This window comes from Amygdalobacter nucleatus (assembly GCF_029167365.1).
GTDB classification, from domain to species: domain Bacteria; phylum Bacillota; class Clostridia; order Saccharofermentanales; family Fastidiosipilaceae; genus Amygdalobacter; species Amygdalobacter nucleatus.
Genome location: NZ_JARFNM010000001.1, coordinates 420,233 through 432,936, shown reverse-complemented (window position 1 = coordinate 432,936; position 12,704 = coordinate 420,233). Strand labels below are relative to the sequence as shown.

General features: G+C 39.2%; 13 protein-coding genes. 4 read left to right on the top strand and 9 right to left on the bottom strand.

The window, feature by feature from the left end; all coding sequences use genetic code 11:
• From PYS62_RS01935 to PYS62_RS01920, 4 genes are read right to left on the bottom strand one after another with little or no spacing between them, the layout of a single operon-like run.
• On the bottom strand, nucleotides 1-2,091 hold the full coding sequence (locus tag PYS62_RS01935; protein ID WP_066714772.1) for a hypothetical protein: 2,091 nt from the start codon (nucleotides 2,089-2,091) through the stop codon (nucleotides 1-3).
• A 46-nt stretch (nucleotides 2,092-2,137) separates the two neighbouring features.
• Nucleotides 2,138-2,938 carry a metal ABC transporter permease gene (locus PYS62_RS01930; RefSeq protein WP_066714773.1) on the bottom strand — a complete coding sequence of 267 codons (801 nt, stop codon included), beginning with the start codon at nucleotides 2,936-2,938 and terminating at the stop codon, nucleotides 2,138-2,140.
• The gene (locus tag PYS62_RS01925; RefSeq protein WP_066714774.1) at nucleotides 2,932-3,615 is read right to left on the bottom strand and encodes a metal ABC transporter ATP-binding protein; all 684 of its coding nucleotides are present in this window, start codon (nucleotides 3,613-3,615) and stop codon (nucleotides 2,932-2,934) included. The genes PYS62_RS01930 and PYS62_RS01925 overlap by 7 nt, the downstream gene beginning before the upstream one ends.
• A 14-nt stretch (nucleotides 3,616-3,629) precedes the next feature.
• Nucleotides 3,630-4,544 carry a metal ABC transporter substrate-binding protein gene (locus PYS62_RS01920; protein ID WP_066714776.1) on the bottom strand — a complete coding sequence of 305 codons (915 nt, stop codon included), beginning with the start codon at nucleotides 4,542-4,544 and terminating at the stop codon, nucleotides 3,630-3,632.
• Between the two features lie 329 nt (nucleotides 4,545-4,873).
• Between PYS62_RS01920 and PYS62_RS01915 the strand changes: the two genes are divergently transcribed.
• On the top strand, nucleotides 4,874-5,623 hold the full coding sequence (locus PYS62_RS01915; RefSeq protein ID WP_066714779.1) for a TrmH family RNA methyltransferase: 750 nt from the start codon (nucleotides 4,874-4,876) through the stop codon (nucleotides 5,621-5,623).
• 189 nt (nucleotides 5,624-5,812) lie between these two features.
• On the opposite strand, the gene PYS62_RS01910 is transcribed toward PYS62_RS01915, so the two are convergent.
• The gene (locus PYS62_RS01910; RefSeq protein WP_066714780.1) at nucleotides 5,813-7,303 is read right to left on the bottom strand and encodes a carbon starvation CstA family protein; all 1,491 of its coding nucleotides are present in this window, start codon (nucleotides 7,301-7,303) and stop codon (nucleotides 5,813-5,815) included.
• Nucleotides 7,304-7,795: 492 nt separating this feature from the next.
• Between PYS62_RS01910 and tyrS the strand changes: the two genes are divergently transcribed.
• From tyrS to PYS62_RS01895, 3 genes are all read left to right on the top strand, one after another.
• Entirely contained in the window at nucleotides 7,796-9,073 is a 1,278-nt protein-coding gene (gene tyrS / locus PYS62_RS01905; protein ID WP_082714370.1) for a tyrosine--tRNA ligase, read from the top strand.
• 230 nt (nucleotides 9,074-9,303) lie between these two features.
• Nucleotides 9,304-9,720, top strand: a complete 417-nt coding sequence (locus tag PYS62_RS01900) for a hypothetical protein (RefSeq protein WP_066714782.1) — start codon at nucleotides 9,304-9,306, stop codon at nucleotides 9,718-9,720.
• 89 nt (nucleotides 9,721-9,809) lie between these two features.
• Nucleotides 9,810-10,292: a DUF4364 family protein gene (locus PYS62_RS01895; RefSeq protein WP_066714784.1), complete on the top strand. Its 483-nt coding sequence runs from the start codon at nucleotides 9,810-9,812 to the stop codon at nucleotides 10,290-10,292.
• On the opposite strand, the gene PYS62_RS01890 is transcribed toward PYS62_RS01895, so the two are convergent.
• The 4 genes from PYS62_RS01890 to PYS62_RS01875 form a co-directional block, all read right to left on the bottom strand.
• A complete protein-coding gene (locus tag PYS62_RS01890) occupies nucleotides 10,289-10,591 on the bottom strand; it encodes a YhbY family RNA-binding protein (RefSeq protein ID WP_066714786.1) in 303 nt (100 codons plus the stop codon). The two genes, PYS62_RS01895 and PYS62_RS01890, sit on opposite strands and share 4 nt — an antisense overlap.
• Before the next feature lie 21 nt (nucleotides 10,592-10,612).
• Nucleotides 10,613-11,884 (bottom strand): GTPase ObgE, encoded by a 1,272-nt coding sequence (gene obgE, locus PYS62_RS01885; protein WP_066714788.1) that lies wholly within the window; start codon nucleotides 11,882-11,884, stop codon nucleotides 10,613-10,615.
• 75 nt (nucleotides 11,885-11,959) lie between these two features.
• The gene (gene rpmA / locus PYS62_RS01880) at nucleotides 11,960-12,244 is read right to left on the bottom strand and encodes a 50S ribosomal protein L27 (RefSeq protein ID WP_156423001.1); all 285 of its coding nucleotides are present in this window, start codon (nucleotides 12,242-12,244) and stop codon (nucleotides 11,960-11,962) included.
• Between the two features lie 7 nt (nucleotides 12,245-12,251).
• Nucleotides 12,252-12,704, bottom strand: a complete 453-nt coding sequence (locus PYS62_RS01875; RefSeq protein WP_066714792.1) for a ribosomal-processing cysteine protease Prp — start codon at nucleotides 12,702-12,704, stop codon at nucleotides 12,252-12,254.

Below are 12,704 nucleotides of genomic sequence, written 5' to 3'. Positions count from 1 at the left end.
TTATTCAGCTGTCGCACCTTCTGCTTCAGCATTTACTGCTTGCTCTTTCGTCTTATCTGCTTCCGATTCATTACTAGATTCATTATTGACATCAACATTTGTTTCTGGTCCTTTGCTTTCAGGTTCTTTTTCAGCTGGCTGTTTATCGGCATCTGATTCTGTAGTTGTAGTGTCGACAGGCTTATCTGTGTTAGTAAACTCAGACGGCTTATCTTCAGGCGGAGTTTGAGTATTATGTATTGAGCATGCTGAATTATCCGGCCCTATATTTTCTTGAACTGGTTTACCAGTATAACTAACCACGCCATTTTCGACAGTAAATTTCTTTAGGCTGAATATTAATTTATCACCTGTACATGCACAGTAGACATGCATCTCGTCGGCAATACTATCAATCGCGTATCCTCTATATTCTTTCTCTAAATATGCCTTAACTGCTGGTACTTTATCAATATTTTCTTCCTTTATATGTTTTTGTCTTTCAACAGGTAAATTAGGGAATATTTTCGTTATATCTCTATACACCAATTTTTCAATTTGATTTCCTTGTTTGTCTTTGTAATAGATGTGCCAATGGCCAATGCACTCTTTAATTCTTAGAGGTGTACCAATTGAGCCATCTTGTAAGCCCTCTATTAAAGCAGCCTCTTCATCCTGCTCTTTCTGTTTTTGTTCTTCCGTCTTTGGATATACCTTCTCTACCATTTGCTTGATAGTTTCATAATCGCCACGAATTACACTAGTAAACTTTCTACATATTGCATTAGCTAATTCAACGCTATTAGTATCACCTGAATGTGCGTGAACTACTGCTTCACCTAAAGTATTAGCACCTGTAAAGTAGAAAACATGCACATGATCGCCATGCTGACCTACGGCGTAAATTCTTTTGCCAGCCAATTGAGCCAGTTGTTGGTCATAATTGAAGGTACTACTCGTGCTACCTCCAGTCTGATCATAACTTCCTGTATTGCTGCTCTGATTATTATGACCGCTACCTCCATGACTACCGACATAAGTCCCAATTGTTATACCTGGGAAAGCAGAACTCGGATCGTCATAAGTGATGTACTCATTGCCACTAGCAGTATAGCAATGATAGTGATCTCCATGTTTCTTAATAGTCGTAATATTCAAGTTCTTTAACTGTTCAACACTAACTACTTGAACAATGCCAGAATTATTTGATCCACCATTAAAGCTTGGACTTGGATTATATTGATTATTATGCCAATTATTTTCTGGATTAATGTTATTGTCGCCTTGATTAGCGCCATTGAAGTTGTGCTCCCCGCCAAGTGGCCCATGTGAACCTACATACGTACCACGACTAGCATTCGGATACATACCACTTGGATCAGAATAAGTTATAAACTCGCTACCGCCACGAGTATATACGTGCCAGTGATCGCCATGCTGTAAAATTTTAACTACTTCGTTAGGATCCCCAGCTTTACCTGTTGAATTAGGCTTATGATTTGTACCCATAGTCAAAGCCTCTGGTAGCGTACCATTCGAAGCTTTACCAAGCTGCAGGTTGCCTACCTGATGCTGGCCATGACTACCAACATATGTACCAATTTTAATATTGGCAAAAACGCGAGATGGATTTTCATAAGTGATGTATTCAGTACCATCAGCCGTGTAACAGTGATAATGATCACCATGTTGCAATATTTTGCTAATTGGTAGTTTGCTAAGTTGTGAAAGTGAAACGACACTAACAAATGCTTGCTGACTTGCTTGAGCATTGTGCTGATGCCCATGAGCATCTACTTGCTTACTGGTAGCAGCAGTAGGGTCAGTATAAGTAATTCTCTCACGGCCATCTTTAGTGAACACATGCCAATGGTCGCCATGTTTAACTATCCGTCTAATATCTTCTGGTTTAATCTCTGCATCTACCAAAACTTCAGTCGTATCATCCTGCACATATTTAGGTGCACGCTCAAGAAAATATGTTGCATTTTCGCTCTGAACTTGATCTTGACTAATTTTTTGCGTCTGACTTACTGTTTTAGGCATTGCATTACAAGCTGTCAGCAAACTGACAGATGTGACAACTGTTAAAATATTTTTCCAATGGCGCATAGAACACCCTCCTCATAATTCCTATATCATGTATCGCAAGCTATATTTATAACTTGAATTTATGTTTAATCAGCATACTTAGCATCAAAACAGCAACTGCAATCAAAACGATCAAAGAACCTGGCTTCAAATTGAAATAGTAACTAGCAACCAAGCCTACATAAACATAAGTGATTGACAACGCTATTGATAAAATTAGAGTCTGCTTGTATGTTTTAGTGAACTGCATAGCACAAATAACTGGTAAAACTAACAAAGACGAAACTATCAAAGAACCAATCGTCTTGGCAGCTACAGAAATGGTGACAGCTCCTAAACATGTGAAAATCAAATTAATTAAGCGTTGATTGATCCCAAGCATCTCTGCAGCCTTGCTATCAAAAACGATCAAATATAGTTGTTTGTAAATCAAGCTGTAAACCACAAGCACTACTAGGGCAATTCCGATAACTAGATAAAACTCGCTATCACTAATCGTGACAATCGAACCAAATAGGTAAGAGCTAAAGCTGTTGCCACTCGTGAAACTACTAAAGATTCCTGCTAGACCAATAGCTGCCGAGAGAATAATCACAGTTGAAATTTCCTGATAGGCCTTTAGCTTGTTCGCAATCGTTTCGATACCTAAGCCTGCTACCACACAAGCAATTGCTGCAAATAAAAGTGGATTCAAGCCAACTAACAAGCCGAAAGCTACACCAGCTAAAGAAGCGTGTGCTAAAGTATCACCCATCATCGATAGACGTTTTAACAACACTGTCAAACCTATGCATGGCAAGATTATTGCTAGTAAACCGCCAACAATAAAAGCACGTCTAAGAAAATCATAAGCAAATAAATCTAGCATCGAACCTTCTCCTGCACAGCTGTTTTAGTTTCCGTCTGCAATTTAAGCTTGCCGCCTTCTAACTCGTAAACGTAGTCTGCATAACCGTCAACATCAGCTAAATTATGGGTTACTAGCAAAATAGTATTGCCAGTATCAGCTATGTTGCGTAATAGTTGCATCATCTCACGGGCAAAGTTGCGGTCAATGGCTGCTGTGGGTTCGTCTAATATAATTAGCTTAGCTTCTTTTATTAAAGCTAAGAGCAAAGCCAAGCGTTGTAACTGACCACCTGATAATTCGCTTAATCTTTTGTTAGCATGTTCTGCCAAACGAACCTCTTGTAAGCACTTGACAATATCCTGTTGTTTTTTCAAGTAAGCTAGATGTACTTGCAAAACCTCTCTAACTGTTGTTGGGAAATTACGATAAGCAACGAAAGAATTTTGCGAAATGTAGGCAATATCAGCAAAATGTCTGTTCTGTTTAACATTGTCACCGAACAATTCCAAATCGCCCTGATAATCTGTCAGTTGGCTTAAAACTATATTAAGCAACGTAGACTTGCCACTGCCATTGGCACCAATTAATGTCACAAAGTCGCCAGCTTGTACTTCCAAATCCAAGCCGTTCAACACGGCATGATCAGAATCATAAGCAAATTGTAGGTTTCTCGCTCTTATAACAGTTGCTGCCATACAAACTCCTTAACTTATTCGCTTAATACCTTAGCTAAGGTTTGCAAATTGTGTTCCATCAAATGGATATAGCCCATTTTTGCTTCTTCTTCAGTTAAATTCTCTAACGTATAAATCGTATCTGTTTTTGTGCCTGTTTCACGAGCTAGAGTTTCAGCTACTTTAGGTGTAGTTTTGCCTTCAAATAGTATCGTCTTGATGCCGTTAGACTTGACGAAATCAGCAATTTTCTTCAACTGTGCTGCTGTTGGTTCATCTTCTGGCGAGATACCAGTGACTGCCACTTGTTTCAAGCCGTAATCTTTGGCTAAATAGTTGAATGCAGCATGTGAAACAACAAAATATTTTTCTTTCTTAGAAATCTTGCCAATCGTTTCTGTAAACTTCTTGTCTAACTCTGAGAACTCAGCTAACGACTTATCCAAATTAGTCTTATAATATTTTTCATTAGCTGGATCAATCACTGCCATTCGTTCATAGATTGTGTACAACTGCTCCATGGCATTTTTGACACTCAACCAAGTATGCGGATTAACTGAATTATGTTCACCGTCATCTAAGTCGGACTTGTTCTCCAACAATGTCAAACCTTGTGATAGGTTGAGGAATTTTTTGTCATCTTTCAATGAAGCACGCAAATCTGGGATAAAATTCTCCATGTTCGCACCATTGTATACTACCAAATCAGCGTCATGTAAAGCGGCTCGATCGATTGCTTTAAGTTCAAAGCTATGAGGTTCTTCATTAGCCTTAATCAGCATTTTAACTTCCATCTTATCCCCAACTATCCGCTTAGTTAGGTCGTAAACAGGATAAAATGTCGTATAAATCAAACCACCTTGTTTACTAGCTGTCGTCGGTGCAGCTGAGCAAGCTCCTAAGATCGAAGCTGTCAAAATCAAACTTAAAATTCTTTTCAAATTTCGCATTTTCTTGTCCTTTATCTTAATAAATCAATTTACCGTTTACTGTGTCTTGTCTGCAAGGTTTGCATCACTTCGCCATTTTGTAAGCAATCTGGAGCATGTGTAAGGTTTTATTATTTATCTCTGTCAATTTGTAATGTCAATTTGCAATTGATTTTCAATTTCACTTAATATTTTAGCAAGCTAAAGTCGCTTGTCAAGCGAAATTTAATTATCTTTTGTAAACAATTGCTCTTGTAATTCATTTTCAATAGTGCATTTTATTCCCATTAAATTTGCAACACCAACACTTGCCACTTTCAGCTATAATGAGTGACAAAGGAGTGTATTCTATGGCTTACAAGCTTTATCATAAGGATGCGGATTATTCGTATGTTTTAGGTCCATTTCCCAGTTTTGAGTGTTTGAAATGGCGGTCTGACTTAGTCCGCGATATTTTCTACGCTGACAATTTCAACGAACAAGCTAAATTGCTAGGTATGGCGAAAGAATTGGGATTGAAAGCAGAGCTGGCACCTAAGCTTTTAGAAAAGCTAGCTAGGGGGCAAAAAGAGCCGTATGTTGGCGTGATTTACGATAAAGCAAGCTTCTATCGTGCACTTTCGCCTGAATCTCCACATCTAGTCTTACATGAAATTAGAAACAGCGGCAATTTAGGCACCATCCTACGTGCCTGTCTAGCCTTTGGTATTCATGACATAGCATTAATTGGAGAAACTGTTAGTATCTTCTTGCCCGAAATTGCCAGGGCCAGTATGGGCGCAATCTTCGCCTTAAATATTGCTTATTTCCCCGATCTAGCTAGCTATATTTCTGCATATGGAAAAGACTCACGTCAGCTTTACACTTTTTGTTTAAGTAAACGAGCATTATCCTTGCAAGCTGCTCTTACAAAGCCCCTTAAAAATCAACATTTCAGCCTGATTTTCGGCAATGAAGGACAAGGTCTACCAAGCGTGTGCGAACAAGCGCCATTTCAGCCTATTATGATTGAGCAAAGCAAGGATGTAGATTCGCTTAATTTAGCTATCGCTTGCAGCTTAGCGATGTATGAGTTTCAGAGAAAAGTTCTAAGTGATTAATAACGCATTTCACAATGTCTAGTTTCTGCTCATGCTTATTTCTTTATTCCTTTACGCGGGCATATTTATTTGATGTATTGCGGAGCTTCTGATAACTAAAATTTGCTAATAACTAACACTCAAAAAAACCGCACTCAGCCAAAAGCTAAGTGCGGTTTAGAATTTAAGCGGCTAATTAAAGTCAACTAACTAATCCTTAATAAACATCTTCTTCTTAGTCCACTCAGCTTGCTTGTTAAAGAAAGCAACTGTTGCAACAACAGCCACGATAGCTGCAATGACTATGCCAATAATTGCACGTACATTAGGTGCAACAGAGGCCAAGAGAGCAGCAAAGCCTTCTGGAGCCAAAATAATATAGTCTACAGACACTAATGTCATGAAGATAGCAGGCAACAAAGTAATATAGAAATTACGTTGACGGCGCATCAACCAAACGGAAGATGACCATAGGCCAAACATAGCCAAGGTCTGGTTAGACCATGCGAAATAACGCCAAATGATACTGAAATCAACCTGAGCTAATATAATGCCGATTGCGAACAATGGAATAGCAATGATGAAACGATTCTTAACGCTCTTTTGATCAATCTTCAAAATATCAGCCACGACCAAACGAGCGCCACGGAAAGCCGTATCACCTGAAGTAATCGGAGCAGCCACAACGCCTAAGACAGCAAGAATAGAACCAATACCGCCTAATGTCATAGCAGCAACTTTATTAACAACAACAGGAGCTGAACCGGCAGCTGCTAAACCTTCTAACTGACTTGTTAAGCCCAAAACACCATCCTTAGGGAATAATGTAATGGCAGCAGCAGCCCAGATAGTAGCAACAATGCCTTCACCAATCATAGCTAAGTAGAAGACGCGACCACCATCAGATTCTTTCTTAATGCAGCGGCCGATAATTGGCGACTGAGTTGCGTGGAAGCCACTGATAGCACCGCAAGCAATAGAGATAAACAAGAATGGGAACAAATCTAAAGTCTTGTGATAATTTAATTGCTTAAAGACTTCTGTAATTTCTGGTGTTCTGTAATAACCGGCAACGTTACCTGCGATCAAAGCAACAGAAATACCGACAGCCATGAAGAACAAGCAAACGCCAAAGATTGGATACAACTTAGCAATGATCTTGTCAATTGACATCACAGTAGCCAATGCGTAGTAGCACAAGATGATGATAAGCAAAACATTAAGAGAAACTGCACCACCCATTAAGTTGTGCAAGATTTGAGCTGGTGATTTCCAGAAAACAACTGCAACCAGCACAAGCAAAACTAAAGATAAAATGCGCAAAACCAACTTTGCAAAATTACCTAAGTTCTCACCAACAATCTCTCCAACTGTTGCACCATCTTTACGAACGGACAACATACCAGAGAAATAGTCGTGAACCGCGCCACCGAATACGCAACCTAAGGTGATCCAAACAAAAGCCATTGGACCAAAGGCGGCACCAGCGATAGCACCAAAGATAGGGCCTGTACCAACAACATTCAAGAATTGAATGAACAAGGACTTAAAAGCTCCCAATGGCACATAGTCAACACCATCAGGCATTCTAATTGCAGGTGTCTGACGTGAATCATCAACGCCGAACACTTTTTCTACGTATTTACCGTAGAATAAGTAACCTAAGATCAGTATTGCTAATGATCCGATAAAGGTAAACATAACTGCCTCCAAACCCACTGCCAATATTTGACAGCCAATTATAAAATTACTCATGCAAATAACTAACAAAACTACCTATTTGTCATTTGCACCTATAACTTAGCACAAGTTATTATCAAACGACACAAATTAATAGATTAGTCCATCATTTTTTACCTATTGTTGCTTTTGCGTTCGAATTTTTGTGCAATTTGCACATGCCTAAAACTAGCATTTCACTTTATATTGTGTATGATATTAATCTAGATTTAGATAATTTTTAATTAGATTTATAGGCTAACCATAATTAAGCTAAGCTCGCACGGCATTATCCAGCATCACTTTCCTTGCATATTTTAGTTAATAAAACAACTTTTCATATTTAATTGGGCTAAAGATCCGCCAAGCTCAAACTAAGCATCTTCTAAAAATTCTCTTTTAAGGCGCAATTTGCCCTATTTTTGTCTCAATCTGTTATAATGCAACCTGATTACAGTCTTTAAAGAGGTATATATGATTAGTAAAGAAGAACAAGCAAAAATAAGGGAACATAGCCTTGCTTTGGCTAAGGCTGTCATTGGTGACAAAAACATTTTTGATGTCTTAAAAGAACGTGGCTATCTCATGCAATGCACAAATGAAGATGGCGTTCGTGAATACTTAGCCACCCCTGGCAAATACCTCTATACAGGTTTTGATCCAACTGCAGATAGTTTACACATCGGTCACTTCTTACCAATTATGGTCATGGCTTATTTGCAAGCAGCTGGTCATCATCCAATTGCGTTGATGGGCGGCGGTACAGGTATGATTGGTGATCCATCAGGCCGTACAGATTTGCGTAAAATTTTGACTGCTGAAACAGTGCAGCACAATGTTGATTGTATTCAAGACCAGATGGGTATCTTACTCGACTTTTCTAACGAAAAAGCTGTCTTAGTCAACAATGCCGATTGGATTTTAGGTTTAAACTACATTGATTTCTTGAGAGATATTGGTTCACAATTTTCTGTGAATCGCATGTTGACAGCTGAGTGCTACAAGAACCGCATGGAAAGAGGTCTCACCTTCTTAGAGTTCAATTACATGCTCTTACAAGCTTTTGATTTCCTCTGCCTTTATCGCAAATTTGGTCTCCGCTTGGAAATGGGCGGTGATGACCAATGGTCAAACATTCTAGCTGGCATTGATTTAGTTCGCCGCAAAGAACAAGCTGAAGGCTTCGGTTGCACCTTTACCCTCTTAACCAATTCTGAGGGTATGAAGATGGGTAAAACAGCTAAGGGTGCCGTCTGGATCAACGAAGATAAGTTGCCAGTTTATGACTTCTATCAATATTGGCGCAATGTTGGCGATGCTGATGTGCTCAAGTTCTTGCGTCTCTTAACTTTCACTCCATTAAGTGAAATTGCTGAATATGAACACTTAACAGGCTCTGAGCTAAATCCAATTAAGGAAATACTTGCCTTTAGAATTACTGAAATTGTCCATGGTACTGAAAAAGCTACTAAGGCACAAGCTAAGGCCAAAGCTTTGTTTGCAGGTAATATCGCTGATAACGCTACAACTTACACAGTTGAAGATCCTAGTCAAAGTCTCTTGGATATGCTAGTAAGCTTAAAACTCGTGCCATCTAAGAGTGAGGCTCGTCGTCTGATGCAACAAGGAGGTATCTCTGTTGATGACCAAGTTTGCACCGACATTAATACACATATTCCAATCGACAAGTTACAGGCTGGCTTTATCGTAAAGAGAGGCAAAAAGAATTTCTATCGCTTGATTAGTAAATAATTAAGTTAATTAATTTATCTAACAGAATTTAACTCATAGCGTTGCCAAACGTTATGAGTTTTTTCTTGTGCAATTTCTAACAAGTTGGCACGCTAAATTCTCTCTTTTGTGCAAATTGATTAAATATGTTTGGCTAAATGCCAACTATGTTATATAATATAGACAAGCGAAAGCTTAACAAACAAGCGCTCACTCAGATGTGAGACTTTATAGCAAGGGAGATATAAATTATGCTAAAACTAATTGTAGGTGTTAAAGGAAGCGGCAAGACAAGTCGCCTAGTTGACGAATTGAACAAGCAAGCTAATGGTCCAGAGCGTAATATCATTTGCATCGAACGTGGCAATCGCCTAGATTTACTTGTTAATCCACGTGTTCGTCTAATTGACATTAATGAATACCCCGTTCATTCCCTTGAGCAATTATTAAGTTTTATCGCCGGACTCAATGCACGCGACTATGACATTACAGATATTTTCATCGATAGTATTTGCAAAGTTGCTGATATTAAAATCCAAGAAGTTAATATCAAAGATTTCCTAGAGCAATTAGCTTTGTTGTCCAATCAAACTAAAACAATCATTACGGGTATTGTTACAAGTGATGTAGCTGATTTAGATCCAAGTTTAAAGCAATATATAGAGTAAACTAACTTACTTAAGCTAGAAGCTCGGACTTTCACAAGTTCGAGCTTTTATTTTATAATATAAAAGAGATGCAACTGAAGGAGGCAAATATGGCTGATCAACACAATGACAAAAAAGCAGGCAAGCTTGAAAATAAAGCCCTCGCTTATGATCATATTGCCTTCGATAGCCAAGAATTTCTATCTAATAACGAAAAAACTGCTGAAGAAAATACTGGCGATAAGGAAGTTTCTGCTGACGCAAAACTAGATTTAAGTAGCTTCAACCAGCAACAGCGTGAGCTTGACTTTACGAATAAGAAATTAGTCATTCTTTACGTCATCAAAGCCATACCTAACATCAAGCAATCTACGTTGCGCGATATATGTTTGCAAAGTAATTACTTAAACTATTTCACTTTTATTGCCTGCCTAGATGAACTTAAGCAAAGCAAACTCGTGGATGTAAAAGATGATATTTACACACTGACTACAAGTGGCACAACTGTCTTTGATACCTTGGAATTAACTTTGCCTAACGCCGCTTATAAATTTCTTGATCAACTTATTGCTAACTTTTCGAAGCAAAACTAACGAGGCAAAACTAGAGCCTTGCCCTTCTTAGCCAATTCTTTTGAATGGCGATAAAAAACAATCTTACGGCCGATAACAATTACCACTTCGGCTTTGATGTCTTTCGCAATCTCATTCGCTAAGTCTCTTAAATCCGTGTCAAAAGTCGGTAAAACATTCGCTTTCACTAATTCTGTTTTGTCTAGCATTGCATCAAGTTGCTGCAGATTGCCCTCAACTAAGCCTGCTTTACCAATCTGGCAATTAGCCTGCAAGGTATGTGAAAGCTTAATTAAAAAGGCACGTTGTTTACTTGTCATAACTCTTTCTTCTTTCCATTATTAAGGAATATAGTCAAACTCAAGGTCTTCTAGAATGACTGTATCGCCTTCCTTGATTCCAGCTTTTTCCAAAGCATCCGTTACGCCACGTTCTTTCAAGACGCGCTGGAAATACTGCAATGATTGATTATCATCAAAGTTAATCGAACGCAAAAAGCGATCCAACCAACTAGCTTCCACATGGAAACCATAATCATCTTTTCGCACTTTAAGCGTTGTTTTGTCAAGATCATAGACTTTTTCAGCTTCTACTTCGACTGGCACAACGCTAACTGGTGACAATTTACTCAAAGCTGTACTCATAGCATAAAGTGCTTGCTGCGTGCCCTCTTGAATTGGAGCGCAAATTGGCAAAACTGTTTCTATGCCCTCTGCTTCCAAAGCTGCTTTAAGTTCCTCTATATGTGCTTCATCAGTTAAATCTGTTTTGTTCAACAAAACTATTTGAGGACGTTCAGCTAAGCTAGGCAAGTATTTCTCAAGCTCAGAATTAATAATATGGAAGTCAGTAAGTGGATCTCTACCTTCTGAACCAGCTGCATCCAAAACATGCACAAACAAGCGTGTACGCTCGATATGTTTCAAGAACTGATCGCCTAAGCCAAGTCCACTACTAGCCCCTTCAATCAAGCCCGGAATATCGGCTATAACAAAGCTGTTATCTTCAACTTGTGCAATACCTAGTTGCGGCTCCAAGGTCGTGAAATGATAATCGGCAATTTTGGCCTTAGCCTTGGTCAAAACTGAGAGCAAGGTTGATTTACCAACATTAGGCATACCTAACAAAGCAACATCTGCTAGTAGCTTCAATTCAAGCTTGATATTGCGCTCTTCCCCACGTTCTCCAGCTTTTGCGAAATTAGGTGACTGTCTAGTTGCCGTAGCATATGCTGTGTTGCCAACACCACCTCTGCCGCCTTCTGCCACCATAACCTTCTGCCCATCTTTAACAATATCAGCAATGACATGTTGATCATCGGCATCACGAACAATTGTGCCTAATGGCAAACGAATATAAAGGTCCTCGCCCTTTGCGCCAAAGCACTTTCCTTTGCCACCCATTTCACCATTCATCGCTACATATTTGCGCTTATAACGAAAATCTTGTAATGTGCGCAAATTAGCATCGCCAACAAAATAAATGTGGCCGCCACGACCGCCGTTGCCCCCATCAGGTCCGCCTTTGGGAATATATTTGCCACGATAAAACGAGATACGGCCATCACCGCCGTCTCCCGAACGAATCATAATTGTTGCTTCATCTATAAACATCTTGTCTCACCTAATCATTGCTAATAACAAAAAAGAGCCTGCAAGCAGGCTCTTTATTAGCTTGACGCTTCCCAATTAAGCTTCTACTGGGTAAACGCTAACTTTTGTATGGTCACGTCCGATACGCTCGAAAGCCACCTTACCTGCAACTGTGGCGAACAATGTATCATCGCTACCGCGACCAACATTTGTACCTGGATAAATTTTTGTACCACGTTGTCTAACTAAAATATTGCCGGCCAAAACGAATTGACCATCACCACGTTTAGTACCTAAACGCTTAGAATGAGATTCACGACCGTTACGGGATGAACCAACACCCTTTTTAGATGACAATAATTGTAAATTCAAATTTAAAATCATGCTGCTACCTCTTTCTTTCAAGTTTAGGGGCAATCACTTCAATGTAATCACCGTTTTTAGCCTGTTCACTACAAGCAATTTGTTCTAACCCGAGATAAAATTGTGCGAAAATAACTTGACTAAGTAGTAATTGTGTCTCATTCAGTTGCTTACTATTCGGAAGCTTACAAGTAATCTTGCCTGAATCAAGGCTATAAGCTAAATTAGCAATCTTAGCTATATCCATCAAAGCACTGATGCAAGTAGCTGCCTGGTTAGTAGTTGCGGCACAGATAATATCATGGCCATATGCAGCCTGCCCAGCATGCCCTTCAAGCACAAAACCTGTAAATACAGCCTGTGGCCAAACACAATAAGCTGTAGGCAAAGTGCCTAAATATTTATCTAGCTCAACTTGCTTTTCGCAAGTTTTCTCACTGTCAAGGATCTTCTCAATTTTAAGTTCGACTCGGATCAT

Bases quoted from the DNA above. Each gene is read 5' to 3' on its own strand.
- tyrS (WP_082714370.1), top strand. From the start codon at position 7,796: ATGATTAGTAAAGAAGAACAAGCAAAAATAAGGGAACATAGCCTTGCT.
- PYS62_RS01875 (WP_066714792.1), bottom strand. From the start codon at position 12,704: ATGATCCGAGTCGAACTTAAAATTGAGAAGATCCTTGACAGTGAGAAA.
- PYS62_RS01910 (WP_066714780.1), bottom strand. From the start codon at position 7,303: ATGTTTACCTTTATCGGATCATTAGCAATACTGATCTTAGGTTACTTA.
- PYS62_RS01925 (WP_066714774.1), bottom strand. From the start codon at position 3,615: ATGGCAGCAACTGTTATAAGAGCGAGAAACCTACAATTTGCTTATGAT.
- PYS62_RS01890 (WP_066714786.1), bottom strand. From the start codon at position 10,591: ATGACAAGTAAACAACGTGCCTTTTTAATTAAGCTTTCACATACCTTG.
- PYS62_RS01935 (WP_066714772.1), bottom strand. From the start codon at position 2,091: ATGCGCCATTGGAAAAATATTTTAACAGTTGTCACATCTGTCAGTTTG.
- PYS62_RS01900 (WP_066714782.1), top strand. From the start codon at position 9,304: ATGCTAAAACTAATTGTAGGTGTTAAAGGAAGCGGCAAGACAAGTCGC.
- PYS62_RS01915 (WP_066714779.1), top strand. From the start codon at position 4,874: ATGGCTTACAAGCTTTATCATAAGGATGCGGATTATTCGTATGTTTTA.
- PYS62_RS01920 (WP_066714776.1), bottom strand. From the start codon at position 4,544: ATGCGAAATTTGAAAAGAATTTTAAGTTTGATTTTGACAGCTTCGATC.
- obgE (WP_066714788.1), bottom strand. From the start codon at position 11,884: ATGTTTATAGATGAAGCAACAATTATGATTCGTTCGGGAGACGGCGGT.
- PYS62_RS01895 (WP_066714784.1), top strand. From the start codon at position 9,810: ATGGCTGATCAACACAATGACAAAAAAGCAGGCAAGCTTGAAAATAAA.
- PYS62_RS01930 (WP_066714773.1), bottom strand. From the start codon at position 2,938: ATGCTAGATTTATTTGCTTATGATTTTCTTAGACGTGCTTTTATTGTT.